The sequence below is a fragment of the Pseudomonas sp. No.117 genome (assembly GCF_054558395.1).
The window spans coordinates 76,437-93,691 of the sequence record NZ_BAAJNP010000001.1 but is presented as its reverse complement, the minus strand read 5'-3'; the positions used below and the strand labels follow the sequence as shown (position 1 = coordinate 93,691).

14 protein-coding genes are annotated in these 17,255 nt (G+C 65.7%); 12 read left to right on the top strand and 2 right to left on the bottom strand.

The annotated features are described in order from the left end of the window. Positions 1-25: 25 nt before the first annotated feature. Positions 26-1,360, bottom strand: a complete 1,335-nt coding sequence (locus ACYJP6_RS00405) for an MFS transporter (protein WP_459472396.1) — start codon at positions 1,358-1,360, stop codon at positions 26-28. A gap of 164 nt (positions 1,361-1,524) precedes the next feature. On the opposite strand from ACYJP6_RS00405, the gene ACYJP6_RS00400 reads away from it, so the two are divergent. The 12 genes from ACYJP6_RS00400 to ACYJP6_RS00345 all read left to right on the top strand — a co-directional run bounded on the left by ACYJP6_RS00400 (position 1,525) and on the right by ACYJP6_RS00345 (position 16,532). Next, entirely contained in the window at positions 1,525-1,848 is a 324-nt protein-coding gene (locus tag ACYJP6_RS00400; RefSeq protein ID WP_459472394.1) for a thioredoxin family protein, read from the top strand. Positions 1,849-1,981: 133 nt separating this feature from the next. After that, complete coding sequence (locus ACYJP6_RS00395; protein WP_459472392.1) at positions 1,982-3,787, top strand: phenylacyl-CoA dehydrogenase; 1,806 nt, start codon at positions 1,982-1,984, stop codon at positions 3,785-3,787. A gap of 186 nt (positions 3,788-3,973) precedes the next feature. Further along, positions 3,974-5,743: an acyl-CoA dehydrogenase C-terminal domain-containing protein gene (locus tag ACYJP6_RS00390; protein ID WP_459472391.1), complete on the top strand. Its 1,770-nt coding sequence runs from the start codon at positions 3,974-3,976 to the stop codon at positions 5,741-5,743. Between the two features lie 359 nt (positions 5,744-6,102). Further along, complete coding sequence (locus ACYJP6_RS00385; RefSeq protein ID WP_145008616.1) at positions 6,103-6,261, top strand: YqaE/Pmp3 family membrane protein; 159 nt, start codon at positions 6,103-6,105, stop codon at positions 6,259-6,261. A gap of 263 nt (positions 6,262-6,524) precedes the next feature. Then, on the top strand, positions 6,525-10,061 hold the full coding sequence (locus ACYJP6_RS00380) for a response regulator (protein ID WP_459472389.1): 3,537 nt from the start codon (positions 6,525-6,527) through the stop codon (positions 10,059-10,061). A 3-nt stretch (positions 10,062-10,064) separates the two neighbouring features. Then, positions 10,065-10,883 carry a CheR family methyltransferase gene (locus tag ACYJP6_RS00375; RefSeq protein ID WP_459472387.1) on the top strand — a complete coding sequence of 273 codons (819 nt, stop codon included), beginning with the start codon at positions 10,065-10,067 and terminating at the stop codon, positions 10,881-10,883. A gap of 1 nt (position 10,884) precedes the next feature. Further along, positions 10,885-11,472: a chemotaxis protein CheB gene (locus ACYJP6_RS00370; protein WP_459472385.1), complete on the top strand. Its 588-nt coding sequence runs from the start codon at positions 10,885-10,887 to the stop codon at positions 11,470-11,472. After that, on the top strand, positions 11,465-12,661 hold the full coding sequence (locus tag ACYJP6_RS00365) for a hybrid sensor histidine kinase/response regulator (RefSeq protein WP_459472383.1): 1,197 nt from the start codon (positions 11,465-11,467) through the stop codon (positions 12,659-12,661). Before ACYJP6_RS00370 ends, ACYJP6_RS00365 begins: the two co-directional genes overlap by 8 nt. Positions 12,662-12,758: 97 nt before the next feature. Then, complete coding sequence (locus ACYJP6_RS00360) at positions 12,759-13,577, top strand: NAD-dependent epimerase/dehydratase family protein (protein WP_459472380.1); 819 nt, start codon at positions 12,759-12,761, stop codon at positions 13,575-13,577. A gap of 8 nt (positions 13,578-13,585) precedes the next feature. Further along, entirely contained in the window at positions 13,586-14,464 is an 879-nt protein-coding gene (locus ACYJP6_RS00355; protein WP_459472379.1) for an SMP-30/gluconolactonase/LRE family protein, read from the top strand. 168 nt (positions 14,465-14,632) lie between these two features. Further along, on the top strand, positions 14,633-15,892 hold the full coding sequence (locus ACYJP6_RS00350) for an acyltransferase family protein (RefSeq protein WP_459472377.1): 1,260 nt from the start codon (positions 14,633-14,635) through the stop codon (positions 15,890-15,892). Positions 15,893-15,950: 58 nt separating this feature from the next. After that, on the top strand, positions 15,951-16,532 hold the full coding sequence (locus tag ACYJP6_RS00345) for a DUF4337 domain-containing protein (protein ID WP_459472375.1): 582 nt from the start codon (positions 15,951-15,953) through the stop codon (positions 16,530-16,532). A 188-nt stretch (positions 16,533-16,720) separates the two neighbouring features. Here ACYJP6_RS00345 and ACYJP6_RS00340 read toward each other — a convergent pair whose 3' ends face one another. Further along, positions 16,721-17,254, bottom strand: a complete 534-nt coding sequence (locus tag ACYJP6_RS00340) for a HEPN domain-containing protein (RefSeq protein WP_459472373.1) — start codon at positions 17,252-17,254, stop codon at positions 16,721-16,723. Position 17,255 lies beyond the last annotated feature (1 nt).

The window sequence follows — 17,255 nt, the reverse complement described above, 5'->3', positions numbered from 1 at the left end:
AAGTGCCGGCCATGAGACGAGCGGTCTAGCCGCGTACCGTCCGGTAGCCGGTCTCGCCGCCTTCGGGGATCTCGTCCAAATCGATCCGCGAGGTCTCGGGCAGGCTCAGGCCACCGACCAGGCCGAGCAGGGCGATCAGGATCAGGTAGAGCGCCGGGGAAAGATTGCTGCCGGTGGTGCCGATCAGCCAGGTGGCCATCAGCGGGGCGGTGCCGCCGAAGATGGTGTAGGCCAGGTTATAGGTGATGGCGCCCGCGGTGTAGCGGGTACGGGTCGGAAAGACCTCGCTGAGCAGGGGTGCCGTCACCACGTTGCACAGCACCGCGCCGGCGCCCAGCAGCAGCGAGCCCAGCAGGGCGCTGCCGAACTGGCCGCTACTGGCCAGCAGCAGCGCCGGATAGACGCCCACCGCCAGTACCAGGCTGGCCAGCACCGTGGTCATGCGCCGCCCGATGCGGTCGGTGACGCGCCCGAGTACCGGGCAGGCGGCCGCGGCGGCGAACAGGGTGATCAGGCTGATGGCCAGGGCCGCGGCCCGGTCGAAGCCGCCGGCCAGCTGCAGGTAGGTGGAGAAGTAGGTGGTGAACATATAGAAGGACAGCGCCGTCAGCGAGATGAAGGCGCCCAGGCGCAGGATGGAGCGACCCTGCAGCCGCAGCGTCTCGCCCAGCGGCGAGTGGCTGACCTCGTGGTCGGCCTCCAGCGCCTGGAAGGCCGGGGTCTCGTCCAGCTTGAGCCGCAGGTAGAGGCCGATCAGGCCCAGCGGCGCGGCGGCCAGGAAGGGGATGCGCCAGCCCCAGTCGGCCATGGCCGCGGCGCCCAGCAGCCGTTCCAGGCCCCAGGCGGTCAGCGCCGCACTGGCGAAGGCCAGGAAGGTGGAAACCGGCACGAAGCTGCCATAGCGCCCGCGGCGATCGCGCGGCGAGTGCTCCATCACGTAGGCGCAGGCACCGGCGTATTCACCACCGGCGGAAAAGCCCTGGGCGCAGCGGATCAGCGTCAGCAGGATCGGCGCCCAGATGCCGATGGTGGCGTAGCTGGGCAGGATGCCGATCAGCGCGGTGGCGCCGGCCATGATCAGGATGGTCAGCGCCAGGGTGCGCTTGCGGCCGATGCGATCGCCGAGCAGGCCGAAGACGATGCCGCCCAGCGGCCGGAAGGCGAAGGCCACGGCGAACACGGCGAAGGTCTTGAGCAGGCCGGCGGTCGCGTCGCCACTGGGAAAGAAGTGGGCGGCGAGCAGGGTGGCGAGAAAGCCGTACAGGGCGAAATCGAACCATTCGACGAAGTTGCCGATGGACGCGGCGGAGATGACCTTGCGCAGGGTGGCGGGTGAAACGGACGTCGCTGTCTGGCTCATGGCGGGCCTCAGGAAAAGGGAGGGGGCGGAGGCAGAAATGAAGCGCCTTGTCTTATCGTGTTGGAGTCGGGGCGTACCGCAGGTCGACGCTAGTCCTTTTCGCCTGACCGAGCAGTCCCGGCAGCGACTTGTCCACCGTTGGAACCGACTTCAGGAGTCTCGCGATGCCCATGACCCACGACTACGCCGCCCAGGAGCCCGCCCGGGCCGACGTCGATGCCCTGCCAGGGGTGACCCTGCTGGAATTCGGCGCGCCCTGGTGTGGCCATTGCCGCGCTGCCCAACCGATGCTCGCCCAGGCCCTGGAGGAGTATCCCGGCGTGCGCCACCTGAAGATCGAGGATGGCGCCGGGCGACGCCTGGGGCGCTCCTTTCGGGTCAAGCTTTGGCCCACGCTGATCCTGCTCAAGGACGGCCAGGAATTGGCGCGGCTGGTGCGCCCGAGCGCCGTGGCAGCGCTGAGCGAAGCCCTGGTCTTGACGGACTGACCGGTCGCTCCGCTCGTCTCCGCCCCGCTTGACAAGGACAGGGCTAGAACATAAGTTTCAAACAACTGTTTAAACGCTCGCGGGCAGCGGCCCGCCTTCCTCGACAACAAGCATTCGCAAAGAGGTAACAGTCATGCCCGATTACAAGGCCCCCCTGCGGGACATCCGCTTCGTTCGCGACGAACTGCTGGGTTATGACGCGCACTACCAGAGCCTGCCCGGTTGCGGCGATGCCACTCCCGACATGGTCTCCGCCATCCTCGAAGAAGGCGCCAAGTTCTGCGAGCAGGTGCTGGCGCCGCTCAATCGCATCGGCGATCAGCAGGGCTGCACCTGGAGCGAGGAGGGTGTGAAGACCCCCGACGGCTTCAAGGAAGCCTATGCCCAGTTCGTCGAAGGCGGCTGGCCGAGCCTGGCGCACAGCCCGGCCCACGGTGGTCAGGGCCTGCCCGAGTCGCTCGGCATCTCGCTGTCGGAAATGGTCGGCCAGGCCAACTGGTCCTGGGGCATGTACCCCGGCCTGTCCCACGGTGCCATGAACACCCTGGAACAGCACGGCACCGACGAGCAGAAGCACACCTACCTGGAAAAGCTGGTGACCGGCGAGTGGACCGGCACCATGTGCCTGACCGAACCCCACTGCGGTTCCGACCTGGGCATGCTGCGCACCAAGGCCGAGCCGCGCGCGGATGGCAGCTACGCCATCACCGGCACCAAGATCTTCATCTCCGCCGGTGAGCACGACATGGCCGAGAACATCGTGCACATCGTGCTGGCCCGCCTGCCCGACGCCCCCGCCGGCACCAAGGGCATCTCGCTGTTCATCGTTCCCAAGCGTCTGCCCGACGCCAGCGGCGCCGCCGGCGAGCGCAACGCCGTGCATTGCGGTTCCCTCGAACATAAGATGGGCATCCACGGCAACGCCACCTGCGTGATGAACTTCGACGGCGCCACCGGCTTCCTGATCGGCCCGCCGAATCGCGGCCTGAACTGCATGTTCACCTTCATGAACTTCGCCCGCATCGGTACCGCCCTGCAGGGCCTGGCCCATGCCGAGGTGGCCTTCCAGGGTGGCCTGAAGTACGCCCGCGAGCGGCTGCAGATGAGATCCCTGACCGGCCCCAAGGCGCCGGAAAAGCCCGCCGATCCCATCATCGTCCACCCCGACGTGCGCCGCATGCTGCTGACCATGAAGGCCTTCGCCGAAGGCAGCCGGGCGATGATCTACTACACCGCCAAGCTGGTGGACGTCCTCAAGTACAGCCAGGACGAGGAGCAGAAGCAGCAGGTCGAGACCCAGCTGGCCTTCCTCACCCCCATCGCCAAGGCCTTCATGACCGAGGTCGGCTTCGAGGCGGCCAGCCACGGCGTGCAGATCTACGGCGGCCATGGCTACATCGCCGAGTGGGGCATGGAGCAGAACCTGCGCGATGCCCGCATCGCCATGCTCTACGAGGGCACCACCGGCATCCAGGCCATCGACCTGCTGGGTCGCAAGGTGCTGATGACCCAGGGTGAGTCGCTCAAGGCGTTCACCAAGGTGGTGCACAAGTTCTGCCAGGCCAATGCCGAGAACGCCGAACTCAAGGCCTTCGTCGAGCCGCTTGCCAAGCTGAACAAGGAGTGGGGCGAGATCACCCTCAAGGTCGGCATGGCTGCCATGAAGGATCGCGAGGAAGTGGGCGCCGCCGCCGTCGACTACCTGATGTACTCCGGCTACTGCTGCCTGGCCTACTTCTGGGCCGACATGGCCCGGGTCGCCGCCGAGAAGCTGGCCGCCGGTACCGACGAAGCCGCCTTCTACCAGGCTAAGCTGGCCACCGCGCGCTTCTACTACCAGCGCCTGCTGCCCCGTACCCGCGCCCATGCTGAGGCGCTGCTGGCCGGCGCCGGCAGCCTGATGGCCCTGGCCGAGGAAGACTTCGCCCTCGGTTACTAAGCCGTCGCAGCTCCGCTGAAAACCCCGCCCTGGCGGGGTTTTTGCCTTTTCGCGGGGGCGAAAATCCGACACTGGGAGACCTCTGATCGGCTGACCGAAGGGTCAGATCATGAACCTATGTCTCCCTTCCGGTTCGGTCTTACACTCGAGTCATACCGACAAGAACACCTTCCGAGGAGACTCGACATGGCCGACTATACCCCGCCGCTTCGCGATATCCGTTTCGTGCTGGATGCCGTCCTCAAGGTCAAGGAACGCTGGAGCCAGTGGCCCGCGCTGGCCGAGGTGGTCGACGGCGAGACCGCCGATGCCATCCTCGAAGAAGCCGGCAAGCTGTGCGCCCAGGAACTGGCGCCGCTCAATCGCAATTCCGATGAAGAAGGCTGCCACTGGCAAGACGGCGAAGTGACCACGCCCCAGGGCTTCCGCCAGGCCTACCAGGCCTTCGCCGAGGGCGGCTGGGTCGGCGTCGGCGGTGATCCCGAATACGGCGGCATGGGCATGCCCAAGGTGCTCACCGCCCAGGTCGAGGAGATGATGCACGCCAGCTGCCTGGCCTTCGGCCTCTACCCGATGCTCAGCGCCGGTGCCTGCCTGGCGCTGCATGCCCATGGCAGCGAAGCGCTGAAGCAGGCCTACCTGCCCAATCTCTACAGCGGCCAGTGGGCCGGCTCCATGTGCCTGACCGAGCCCCATGCCGGTACCGACCTGGGGCTGATCCGCACCCGCGCCGAACCCCAGGCCGACGGCAGCTACCGGGTCACCGGCACCAAAATCTTCATCACCGCCGGCGAGCACGACCTCACCGAGAACATCATCCACCTGGTGCTGGCCAAGCTGCCCGACGCCCCGGCCGGTTCCAAGGGCATCTCGCTGTTCCTGGTACCCAAGATCCGGGTGGACGAGGCGGACAACCTGGGCGAGCGCAATGCCGTGGCCTGTGGCTCCCTGGAGCACAAGATGGGCATCAAGGGCGCTGCCACCTGCGTGATGAATTTCGACGGGGCGGTCGGTTACCTGGTGGGCGAGGTCAACAAGGGCCTGGCGGCCATGTTCACCATGATGAACTACGAGCGCCTGGGCGTCGGCATCCAGGGCCTGGGCTCGAGCGAGCGCTCCTACCAGAACGCCCTGGCCTATGCCCGCGAACGTCTGCAGAGCCGCTCGCCGGCTGGCATCCAGCAGGCCGCCAAGAATGCCGATCCGATAATCGTGCACCCCGATGTACGGCGCATGTTGCTGACCATGAAGGCGCTCAACGAGGGCGGCCGGCTGTTCTCCAGCTACGTCGCCCTGCAGCTGGACACCGCCAAGTACAGCCCGGAGCCGGTCGAGCGCGAGCGCGCCGAGGCCCTGGTGGCGCTGCTCACCCCGGTGGCCAAGGGCTTCCTCACCGATCTCGGCCTGGAGCTGTGCGTGCATGGCCAGCAGGTGTTCGGCGGCCATGGCTACATCCGCGAATGGGGCCAGGAGCAACTGGTGCGCGACGTGCGCATCACCCAGATCTACGAAGGCACCAATGGCATCCAGGCCCTCGACCTGGTCGGCCGCAAGCTGGCCGGCAGTCGTGGCGCCCTCTATCGGCCCTTCAGCGAAGAGATCCATGGCTATCTCGCCAGCCTGCCGGCGGACAGCGAATTCGCCGCGCCCCTGCGCCAGGCGCTGGATCAGCTGGACGGCGTGACCGAGTGGCTGCTGCAGGCCGGTGCCGCCGATCCTCACCAGCTCGGCGCGGCCTCGGTGGACTACCTGCACCTGTTCGGCTACGTCGCCTATGGCTATCTCTGGACGCGGGCCGCCGTGGCCGCCGCGGAGCAGGAAGCCAGCTTCGCCGAGGCCAAGCTGGCCACCGCGCGCTTCTATTTTGCCCGCCTGCTGCCGCGCACCCTGAGCCTGGCTGCCGCCGTGCGCAGTGGCGCGCAGCCGCTCTACGCCCTGGCCGAGGAGGCGTTCTAAGCGACTGAGCGGCAAGGTGATTAGCCATTCCGTGTAAGCCTTGGCTTACACGACGTCGCCGCGATAAGCCATCGCCCGGGCTCGGGGAGCTGCGTAATCTACACCCATCGGATCGCGGTACAGGATGTACCCAGCGCTCCAGGTGATTTCAAGGAAATGTGGCCAGGATGGCCCCCCGGCAAGGATGTCGGGCAGAGACTCTCAAGGATAGATGGCTAAGGATTGGCGGCCCGACACGGAAGTCGGGTTAAGTCTGCGAAACCCCGCTTCGGCGGGGTTTTTTATTGCCCGCCGGAACCTGATTCAGGGCCTGCCAGTCTTAGCAGCATCTTCTTGCCTGCCCTGTACTGGAGCCCGATATGGACCTCGTCCGCCTCATCTTCGCCATCATCCTGCCTCCGGTAGGCGTCTTCCTGCAGGTCGGCTTTGGCGGCGCCTTTTGGCTGAACATCCTGCTGACGCTGCTGGGCTATATTCCGGGTATCATCCATGCCGTCTGGGTGATTGCCCGTCGCTGATCGGTGCCCTGGGCGCGCCTCGCGCGTCCACTGTCGCTTAGCTGGCCGACAGGCCAGCGCCAACCGGGACGAAGGGGCCAGCGTGCACGACGTCCGCGCTAGGCGAAGGCACGCTGCGCAGCACCGTTCGAGGCAGTCCGGCCAATGGCTGGCAGGCGCCTCGACCGACTGCCGGTCGTGCTTCGGTCAGTGACGCCACCCCTCCGCAGGCAGAGGCTTCGCCGTCGCCGACCGTTTTGTCCCGTACAAGGCTTTCAGACCTTATGAATCGCGAGTCGCCCCTGGATCAGAAGCACTTCAGCCAGATCCTCAAACGCAACCTCACGCTGCCTCTAAGTATCGGCGTCTTCAGCGCGATCTTCTTCATCGCCATCATCTATTACCTGCTGAAGGTCACCCAGTGGGTCGAGCACACCGATCGCGTCATCAGCGAGGCCAATGCCAATTTCCGCCTGGTCGTGGACCTGGAAACCGGCATGCGCGGCTACCTGCTGAGCGGCAACACCGGCTTCCTGCAGCCCTATGAGCGGGCGCTGCCCAACGTCGAGCCGCAGCTCGACGAGCTGAAGAACCTAGTCAGCGACAGCGCCGTGCAGATTCGCCGTCTCGAACGCATCGAGGCGGTGCACCGCGAGTGGCGCCAGTACGCGAGCCAGGTGATCGAGGCGCGGCGAGTCGGCGGCGACTTCCAGACCCCGCTGAACGATGGCCAGGGCAAGAACCGCATCGACAGCATCCGCCGCGATTACACCGACTTCATCGCCTACGAAGAGCAGATGCGTGCCGAGCGCACCGAGACGGCCAGCCGGATGACGGTGATCTTCGTCGCGGCCTTCCTCATCGTCAGCCTGCTGCTCTCGGCCATCATGGCCTTCTTCGGTCGCCGCGAACTCATGCGGCTCTCCGCGACCTACACCCGGCTGCTCGACCAGCAGGCCGATCACACCGAGAACCTGGAGCGGCAGAGCTGGTTCCGTTCGGGCCAGAATCAGCTGTCCGAAGCCGTCATCGGCCAGGCGGCGCTGGCGCCCCTGGGGCAGAGCATCCTGCAATTCCTGGCGCGCTACCTGGGTGCCGCGGCGGGTGCCCTCTATGTGCGTCTCGACGACGGTTCCCTGGAACGGGTCGCGGATTACGCCCTGGACGATGAAGGTCGGCGCCGCCGCCAGCGCCTGGCTCCGGGCGAAGGCCTGGCCGGGCAGGCGGTACTGGAAGGTCGCAGCCTGGCACTGGAGCAACTGCCAGTCGACTACCTCAAGGTCAATTCCGCATTGGGCGAGCGTGAAGCCAGCGCGGCGCTCATCGTGCCCATCGAGAACGATGGCCGGGTGAACGGCGTGGTCGAGCTGGGCTTCCTGCGCGCCCTGCGCCCGCAGGACCAGGAGTTGCTGACGCTGATCGCCGACTCCATCGGTTCCTCGGTGGAGGCCGCGCGCTATCGCCAGCGGCTGCAGCAGGTACTGGCGGAAACCCAGCAGCTCAACGAGGAGCTGCAGGTCCAGCAGGAAGAGCTGCGCACCGCCAACGAGGAGCTGGAAGAGCAATCCCAGGCCCTCAAGGAGTCCCAGGTCAACCTGGAACAGCAGCAGGCGGAGCTGGAGCAGACCAACGAGCAGCTGTCCGAGCAGGCCCAGGAGCTGCTGCAGCAGCGCGACGTGCTGGACGACCGCAACAATCGCCTCAACGAAGCCCAGCAGCTGCTGGAGGACCGCGCGCGGGAGCTGGAGCGGGCCAGCCAGTACAAGTCGGAATTCCTGGCCAACATGTCCCATGAGCTGCGCACCCCGCTGAACAGCTCGCTGATCCTCTCCAAGCTGCTGGCGGACAACCCCGTCGGCAATCTCAGCGACGAGCAGGTGCGCTACGCCGAGTCCATCTATTCGGCGGGCAACGACCTGCTCACCCTGATCAACGACATCCTCGACATCTCCAAGGTCGAGGCCGGCATGCTGGAGATCCGCCCGGAGCAGATGTCGATGCGTCGCCTGGTGGAGAGTCTCAAGGTCGCCTTCGAGCCGGTGGCCCAGAACAAGGGCGTCGCCTTCGTGGTGGAGCTGGATGCGCGGATGCCGCCGGCCTTCTTCAGCGATCGCCAGCGGGTCGAGCAGATCCTCAAGAACCTGCTATCCAACGCCTTCAAGTTCACCGAGCACGGCCAGGTGACGCTGCGGCTGTCCCTGGAGGACGGCCAGCCCAGTTTCGCGGTGAGCGACACCGGTATCGGTATCGCTGCCGAGCAGCAGGAGCTGATCTTCGAGGCCTTCCGCCAGGCGGACGGCGCCATCACCCGGCGCTATGGCGGGACCGGGCTGGGGTTGTCGATCTCCCGCGACCTGGCGCTGTTGCTGGGTGGCACCCTGACCGTCACCAGCCAGCCGGGCGAGGGCAGCACCTTCACCCTGCGCCTGCCGCTGGAGTACCAGGAAGCCGCCGCGCCGACCCTGCCGGTGACGCCGGTCACCGCGCCGGCCGCGGCCAGCGCCCCGGCTGCGGCGTCCGTCGCCATGCCGGCCCTGGCCGCCACGGCGCGGCCGCAGTCGGCGCCGCCAGTCACCGAGGCCGCGGCCCCGGTGGGCAATGCCTTCACCGACGACCGCGACAGCTGGCCCTATCCGGATCGCCGGGTGCTGGTGATCGAGGACGAGGTGCCCTTCGCCCAGATCCTCTACGACCTGGCCCATGAGCTGAAGTACAGCTGCCTGGTCACCCATCGCGCCGAAGAAGGCTTCGCCGCCGCCCTGGAATACCGCCCGGACGCCATCCTGCTGGACATGGGCCTGCCGGACCACTCCGGCCTGACGGTGCTGGAGCGGCTCAAGGAAAACCCGCTGACCCGGCACATCCCGGTGCACGTGGTCTCGGCCTCGGATCGCATCGAGACCGCCATGCACATGGGTGCGGTCGGCTACGCCATCAAGCCCACCACCCGCGACGAACTCAAGGAGGCCTTCGGCCGCCTGGAAGCCAAGTTCGCCGCCGGTATCAAGCGGGTGCTGCTGGTGGAAGACGACGCCCTGCAGCGGGACAGCATCGCCAAGCTGATCGGCGACGTGGACGTGGAGATCACCGCGGTGGAGATGGGCAGCCAGGCACTGGAACTGCTGCGTGCGGAGGTCTACGACTGCATGGTCATCGACCTCAAGCTGCCCGACATGGAAGGCGGCGAGTTGCTCGAACGCATGGCCAGCGAGGACATCTGCTCCTTCCCGCCAGTGATCGTCTATACCGGCCGCAGCCTGTCGCGCGACGAAGAAGCCGCGCTGCTCAAGTATTCGCGCTCCATCATCATCAAGGGTGCCCGTTCACCGGAGCGCCTGCTCGACGAGGTGACGCTGTTCCTGCACAAGATCGAGGCCGACATGCCGCTGGATCGCCAGCGCATGCTGGAGAGCGCCCGCAGCCGCGAGAAGGCCTTCGACGGCCGCACCCTGTTGCTGGTGGACGACGACGTGCGCAACATCTTCGCCCTCACCAGCGCCCTGGAGCAGAAGGGTGCCAAGGTGGAGATCGCCCGAAACGGCCTGGAAGCCTTGGAGAAGCTCGACAACAGCGACACCATCGACCTGGTGCTGATGGACATCATGATGCCGATGATGGACGGCTACGAAGCCATGCGCGAGATCCGCAAGCGGCCGCACATGAAGAAGCTGCCGATCATCGCCATCACCGCCAAGGCCATGAAGGACGACCAGGAGCGCTGCCTCGCCGCCGGCGCCAGCGACTACCTGGCCAAGCCCATCGACCTGGACCGACTGTTCTCGCTGATCCGCGTCTGGATGCCCTCGCTGGAGCGCCTCTAGGTCATGAGCGAGCGGCTGCAGGACATCGAGCTGAGGTTGCTGCTGGAAGGCATCTTCCTCAGGTACAGCCACGACTTCCGCAACTACTCCAAGGCCTCGCTCAAGCGCCGGGTGCTGCAGGCGCTGGCGCGCTTCGAGTGCCCGAGCATCTCGGCGCTGCAGGACCGGGTGCTGCGCGATCCGGCGCTGTTCGCCGAGCTGCTGCAATTCATCACCATCCCGGTGAGCGAGATGTTCCGCGATCCGGGCTACTTCCTCGCCCTGCGCCAGCAGGTGGTGCCGGTGCTGCGCACCTATCCCTCGCTCAAGGTGTGGATCGCCGGTTGCAGTACCGGCGAGGAAGTCTTCTCGATGGCTATCCTGTTCCAGGAAGAGGGGCTGCTGGACCGCACCCTGTTCTATGCCACCGACATCAATCCGCGCTCCATGGACAAGGCCCGCCAGGGCATCTTCCCGCTGGAGCGGATGCGTGCCTACACCGCCAGCTACCAGAAAGCCGGCGGCACCCGGGCCTTCTCCGACTACTACACCGCGGCCTACGACGGCGCCTTGTTCGACAAGTCGCTGATCGCCAACGTGACCTTCGCCGACCACAGCCTGGCCACCGACAGCGTCTTTTCCGAGACGCAGCTGGTGTCCTGCCGCAACGTGCTCATCTACTTCAACAAGAATCTGCAGAATCGGGCGCTCGGGCTGTTCCACGAGTCCCTGAGTCACCGCGGCTTTCTCGGCCTGGGCAGCAAGGAGTCGCTGGACTTCTCCGCCTATGCCAGCCACTTCGAGCCGGTGGTGAAGCAGGAACGGCTGTTCCGCAGGCTCTAGCATGTTCCCGCCCGTCAAGCCGTTGCGCCTGATCGTCATCGGAGCCTCTGCCGGCGGGCTGCAGGTGCTGCTGCGCCTGCTCACCGCGCTGCCGGCCAGTTATCGCCTGCCGCTGGCGGTGGTGCTGCACCTGCCCGACGACCGCACCTCGCGGCTGGCCGAATTGTTCCAGACCCGTCTGGCACTGCGGGTGCGCGAGGCCGAGGACAAGGACGCTATACTGCCGGGCACCCTGTATTTTGCGCCGCCGGGCTATCACTTGCTGGTAGAGGACGACTTCACCCTGTCGTTGTCGCGCGACGAGCCGGTGCAATTCTCCCGGCCGTCCATCGACGTGCTGTTCGAAAGCGCGTCCGATGCCCTGGGCGGACAGGTCTGCGGCATCCTGCTGACCGGTGCCAACCAGGACGGTGCCAGCGGGCTGCACACCCTGAGCCAGAACGGTGGCGTCACGGTCGTCCAAGCGCCGAGTTCGGCCGAGGTCCCGACCATGCCCGAGGCGGCGCTGAAGAGATTCCACCCGGATTTCGTGCTGGATGTGCCGGGCATCCATCTATTGCTCACCGAGCTGGAACGCGACCATGGCTGATGTACCCGTCGAGCAGGCGAAGATCCTGCTCGTAGACGACCTGCCGGAGAACCTTCTGGCACTGGAAGCCTTGCTGCGTAGCGAGGAGCTGGAGATCTTCCAGGCCACCTCCGCCGAGGCGGCGCTGGAGCTGTTGCTGATGCACGAGTTCGCCCTGGCGATCCTCGACGTGCAGATGCCGGGCATGAATGGCTTCGAACTGGCGGAGATGATGCGGGGCCTGGAAAAGACCCGGCACATCCCCATCGTCTTCGTCAGCGCCGCCGGCCGCGACCTGAACTATGCCTTCAAGGGCTACGAGAGCGGTGCGGTGGACTTCCTGCACAAGCCCCTCGACGTCCATGCGGTGAAGAGCAAGACCCGGGTGTTCGTCGACCTCTACTGGCACCGCAAGCGCCTCGCCGAGCAGCTCGTGGCCCTGGAACAGAGCCGCCAGGAGCAGGAGGTCCTGCTCGCCGAGCTGCGCCAGACCCAGGTGGAGCTGCAGCAGGCGGTACGCACCCGCGACGACTTCATGTCCATGGTCTCCCATGAACTCAAGACGCCGCTCAACACCCTGATGCTCGAAGCCCAGCTGCGCCGCATGTACCTGGACAAGGGCAAGCTGGAGGCCTTCACCCCCGACAAGCTGGCCGGCATGGCCGAGCGTGACGAGCGGCAGATCCAGCGGCTGGTACACCTGATCGACGACATGCTCGACATCTCGCGCATCCGTACCGGCAAGCTGTCGATCCGTCCGTCCCAGTGCGACCTCGCCGCCCTGGTGAACACCGTGGTGGACAGCTTCGCCTCGCAATTCGCCGCCGCCGGCTGCGCGGTGGAGCTGCACGCCGAAGGCTCGGCCCCGGGCTACTGGGACGAATTCCGCATCGAGCAGGTGATCACCAACCTGCTGACCAACGCCATGAGATACGGTGCCGGGCGGCCGGTGGAAATCTCCCTGCGCAGCGATGGGGCCGACGTCGAGCTGAGCGTCAAGGACCATGGCATCGGCATCCCGGTGGAACACCAGGCGCTGATCTTCCGCCAGTTCGAGCGCGCCAGCGGCACCGAGAATATCGCCGGCCTGGGCCTGGGACTCTATATCGCCGACCAGATCGTCAAGGCCCACCGCGGCAGCCTGCACGTGGAAAGCAGCGCCGGGCAGGGGGCGACCTTCCGACTACGGCTGCCTTGCCTGGCGGCCTAGGGAGCATTGACAGGACCCCGGGGCGCCCGCGAGAATCAGGTAAAGAGGTGGGATGTCATACCTCTTGCCAGATAACTCCATAAGAAGGCGCCCGTCCATGTCCGAAGTCCGCTCGACCCGCTTCCATCGTCTGCTGCTGACCGGCGCTGCCGGCGGCCTCGGCAAGGAGCTGCGCCAGCGGCTCAAGTCCCATGCCGAGATCCTGCGGCTGTCCGACATCGCGCCGATGGAACCCGCTCAAGGCCCAGCGGAGGAGGTGGTGACCTGCGACTTGGCGGACAAGGCCGGCGTCCATGCCCTCGTCGAAGGCGTCGATGCCATCCTGCACTTCGGTGGCATCTCCACCGAGCATGCCTTCGAACCCATCCTCGAAGCCAACATCCGCGGCACCTTCAACCTCTACGAGGCGGCGCGCCGCCATGGCGTGAAGCGCATCGTCTTCGCCAGCTCCAACCATGTCATCGGCTTCTACCGCCAGGACCAGCGCATCGACGCCAGCGTGCCTCAGCGCCCGGACAGCTACTACGGCCTGTCCAAGGCCTTCGGCGAAGACCTGGCCAGCTTCTACTTCGACCGCCACGGCATCGAGACGGTGAGCATCCGCATCGGCTCCTCCTTCCCCGAGGCGCAGAACCGCCGCATGCTCGCCACCTGGCTGAGCTACGCGGACCTCACCGACCTCATCCTGCGCAGCCTGACCACGCCGGAAGTCGGCCACACCATCGTCTACGGCGCCTCCAACAACCGCGACAGCTGGTGGGACAACCGCCTGGCCGCGCACCTGGGCTTCCAGCCCAAGGACAGCTCCGAGCCATTCCGCGCCAAGGTCGAGGCCCAGCCGCTGCCGGCGGCGGACGATCCGTCGCTGGTCTACCAGGGTGGTGCCTTCGTCGCCACCGGCCCCTTCGACGACTGAGGCCGGCCATGACTGCCGAATTGCTGGTCGATGCCCGCAACGCCACCGGCGAGTGCCCGGTCTGGCACGTCGCCGAAGGGGCACTCTACTGGGTCGATATCCCCGCCCAACGCCTGCACCGCTGGACCCCGGGCGGAGCCCTGGACAGCTGGACCGCACCGGAAATGCTGGCCTGCATCGCTGTCCGTGAGAGCGGCGGCTGGCTGGCCGGCCTGGAAAGCGGTCTCTTCGCCCTGCAGACCCAGGCCACCGGTCAATTGACCGGCGAACGCCTGGTCACCCTCGACCACGCCCAGCCGGCGATGCGATGCAACGATGGTCGCTGCGATCGTCAGGGCCGCTTCCTGGTGGGCACCATGGTGCAGGACATGGCCCAGGGCGCCGCGGCGGGGCGTCTCTACAGCCACACGGCGGGCGAGGGCGCCCGGTTGCTGCTGGATGACCTCATCGTGCCCAATGGCCTGGCCCTGAGCCCCGATGGCCGCACCCTCTACCTTTCCGACTCCCATCCCAGCCGCCAGCTGATCTGGGCCTTCGACTACGACCCGGAGACCGGTACGCCCAGCAACCGGCGGCTGTTCGTCGACATGAACGCCCATCCCGGCCGACCCGATGGCGCCGCGGTGGACGTCGACGGCTGCTACTGGATCTGCGGCAACGACGCCGGCCTGATCCATCGCTTCACCCCCGACGGCCGCCTGGATCGCTCCCTGGCTGTTCCGGTCAAGAAGCCGGCCATGTGCGCCTTTGGCGGGCGCAACCTGGATACCCTGTTCGTGACTTCCATCCGTCCGGGTGGCGATCTGAGCGACCAGCCGCTCGCCGGTGGGCTGTTCGCCCTGGATCCCGGAGTACAGGGCCTGCCCGAACCCGCGTTCGCGGGCTGAGCGGCCGTCCGGTCAGGCGCGGTAGAGCGTCCTGCCAAGGGCGCGCCTGCGCCTCAACGAGTACACGGCCATGGCAGGACACCGGTTGTCATGCTTTTGTCATGATCGGCGCCGAGTCGGGAGCCTGGGCGACCTATAATGGGGCTTTAGTCGTCGTCCGCCGCCGTCATGACCACCTCGCCCGCGTTGCGCCCCACCACCCGTTACTACGGCCTGGAATGGTTGAGATTCCTCATGGCGCTGTACATGGTCGTCTACCACCTGGGCGGGCTCTACAGCGATCTGCCGGACGCCTTCCGCCGCCTGGCCGGCATGGGCTTCTTCGCCACCAGTACCTTCTTCCTGCTTTCCGGCTTCCTGCTGGCCCATGTCAGCCTGGATCGCCAGGGCGCGCTCAAGGGCAGCTCGCGCGGCTTCGTGCTGCGCCGCCTGTGCAACCTCTACCCCATCCACCTGCTCACCCTGCTGGTGGCCCTGGGCCTGGCCTACGGGCTGTCCCAGGACTCCTGGCTGGAACACGGGGTGCCGGTCTACTACAACCAGCACCCCTATCTGCAGCTGGAGGAGGGCAGCCAGCTGGACGAGCTGCTGCCGCTGTCCTGGCTGGCCGCGACCACCCATGTGCTCCTGCAACTGCTCCTGCTGCAATCCTGGGAGCCACGCTTTCTCTGGCTCAACGGCGCCGCCTGGTCGATCTCGGCGCTGCTGTTCTTCTACCTGCTGTTCCCGCTGCTCGGCCCGCGACTGATGCGCCTGCGCCGCTGGGCCCTGGCCGCCGCCGCGCTCTGGGGGCTCTATCTGCTCGGCCCGCTGCTGGCCACCTGGGCCCAGGCCTTCGATACCGTCACCGTGGGCGTCATCCACCGCAACCCGCTGATTCGCCTGCCGGAATTCCTGCTCGGCATCCTGCTCTATCGCGCGGTACAGGAGCCCTGGGTGGCCGCGACGACCCAGTGCCTGCGCCTGCCGCTACTGCTGTTCGGCCTCACCGGCCTCTGGCTCGGCGCCCTGCTGCTGGAGGGCGATGGCCGCCGCTGGTTCTACCTGGTCCACAACGGTCTGCTGACGCCCTTCCAGGCGGCGGTGCTGCTCGCCTGCGCCACCTTCGGCGAACCCGGGCGTGCCGGCGTACGCCGCCTGGCCCAGCGTCTTGGCGAAGCCTCGCTGTGCATCTTCGCCGTCCATACGCCCCTGATCGGCGTGCTCGAGCCCTGGACCCGCACCCTGCTGGGCTGGCTGCACCTGGCCGGCGACAGCCTCGAAGACCTGGCCGAAGACGTCGGCGAGGCGCTGGCACTGCCCATCCCCATTCCCGGCTGGATGCTGCCGCTGCACCTGGCGCTCATCGTCCTCCTTGGCCTGGCGATGCAGCGCTGGGTGGCCGGCCCGCTGCGGCGTTGGTTGCAGGCGCGGCTGCCCAAGTCTTAAGAGATCCTTAAGCCACCCTGGCTAGCCTCGCCGCAGGAATCCGCAGCGGAGCTGAGCCTTGTCCAGCGAATACGAAGTCCACGGCCCCCACGACCACGAGGTGGAACACGCCGCCCACGGCGCCCATCGCCGCGATAGCCTCACCGGTCGCATCGCCGTCACCACCGCCATCCTCGCCACCCTGGGTGCGCTCTGCGCCTACCAGGGCGGCAACGCCGAGAGCCTGGCGCTCTACTACAAGAACGAAGAAGCCATCGCCAAGACCGAAGCCGCTAACCAGTGGGGCTACTACCAGGCCAAGGGCGAAAAACAGAACCTTGCCGACCTCGGCGCCGCGCTCGCGACCAACCCCGACACCGCCCAGCGCTTCACCCAGGACAGCCAACGCTACGCCCAGCAGAAAGCCGAGATCCGTACCAAGGCCGAAGCCCTGGAAGCCAAGGTCGACGCCAACGAAGCCCTGAGCGAAACCCAGCTCCACCGCCACCACCGCTGGGCCCAGGCCACCATGCTGATGCAGGTCGCCATCTCCCTGGCCGCCATCACCCTGCTGACCCGGCGGCGGTGGTTGCAGGCGGCGGTCTATGGAGTGGCGGGGGCAGGGGTGGTAGTTGGGATACTAGCTTTACTACGGATCTGATAACTTTTGAGATTTATGTCGATGCTCTAAAATATTCAGTTCCTCTAGGGGGGGCTAAAAATGCTGGTGTGTGATCGTGGTTTTTGAAGGCTTGCTTGCCGTCTGTTTATAGACGGCAAGTCCAATCTAGGAAGGTTCGAAGCTGCTTGCATTCGGAAGACGAAAATTGCGAACTTAGGCCGGCTTGATTAGGAAATTTCGTCTGTGGGCTCGTCTTCTCCTTCTTCAAATTCGTGATGAACAACGTAGTCTAGTATTCGTAAAACTTCGCATCCTCCCTCGAAATAGCTTATGGTGTCGCAAATGTCTATATTTGGTGAGCCTCCATGCGCAAATTCATTACGCGCACCTACAAGTTTGGTCAGCGCTGTAACTAATTTAGGTTTGTCTCCTAGGCTAACTTGCTCTTCAAATTTTTTTCTCCACCGTATATCAAATTCAGATAGCACATTTTCTATTTGACCCATTTTAGGGTTTAACGAACTGTCCCTTATTTTCTTTTTGATAAAGCTTCGTACTTGGCTTGCGCATCCGGTATCTACTTTGTCGGCTATAATTTTTTTAAATCCGACTTCTATTGCTCCTGAGGCGCGTATTACTGCGTATCTGCGCATGTACGGTGTGGGGTTGGCGCCGTCGCCCATTCCAATAAGAAGTTGTCGAATTACTTGCAGTTCTTGGTTGCAGGTTTCTAATTGGGCTGATACCTCGCGGTTATTCATT

Coding starts and splice junctions, on each gene's coding strand:
- ACYJP6_RS00405 (WP_459472396.1), bottom strand. CDS start 1,360: ATGAGCCAGACAGCGACGTCCGTTTCACCCGCCACCCTGCGCAAGGTC.
- ACYJP6_RS00400 (WP_459472394.1), top strand. CDS start 1,525: ATGCCCATGACCCACGACTACGCCGCCCAGGAGCCCGCCCGGGCCGAC.
- ACYJP6_RS00395 (WP_459472392.1), top strand. CDS start 1,982: ATGCCCGATTACAAGGCCCCCCTGCGGGACATCCGCTTCGTTCGCGAC.
- ACYJP6_RS00390 (WP_459472391.1), top strand. CDS start 3,974: ATGGCCGACTATACCCCGCCGCTTCGCGATATCCGTTTCGTGCTGGAT.
- ACYJP6_RS00385 (WP_145008616.1), top strand. CDS start 6,103: ATGGACCTCGTCCGCCTCATCTTCGCCATCATCCTGCCTCCGGTAGGC.
- ACYJP6_RS00380 (WP_459472389.1), top strand. CDS start 6,525: ATGAATCGCGAGTCGCCCCTGGATCAGAAGCACTTCAGCCAGATCCTC.
- ACYJP6_RS00375 (WP_459472387.1), top strand. CDS start 10,065: ATGAGCGAGCGGCTGCAGGACATCGAGCTGAGGTTGCTGCTGGAAGGC.
- ACYJP6_RS00370 (WP_459472385.1), top strand. CDS start 10,885: ATGTTCCCGCCCGTCAAGCCGTTGCGCCTGATCGTCATCGGAGCCTCT.
- ACYJP6_RS00365 (WP_459472383.1), top strand. CDS start 11,465: ATGGCTGATGTACCCGTCGAGCAGGCGAAGATCCTGCTCGTAGACGAC.
- ACYJP6_RS00360 (WP_459472380.1), top strand. CDS start 12,759: ATGTCCGAAGTCCGCTCGACCCGCTTCCATCGTCTGCTGCTGACCGGC.
- ACYJP6_RS00355 (WP_459472379.1), top strand. CDS start 13,586: ATGACTGCCGAATTGCTGGTCGATGCCCGCAACGCCACCGGCGAGTGC.
- ACYJP6_RS00350 (WP_459472377.1), top strand. CDS start 14,633: ATGACCACCTCGCCCGCGTTGCGCCCCACCACCCGTTACTACGGCCTG.
- ACYJP6_RS00340 (WP_459472373.1), bottom strand. CDS start 17,254: ATGAATAACCGCGAGGTATCAGCCCAATTAGAAACCTGCAACCAAGAA.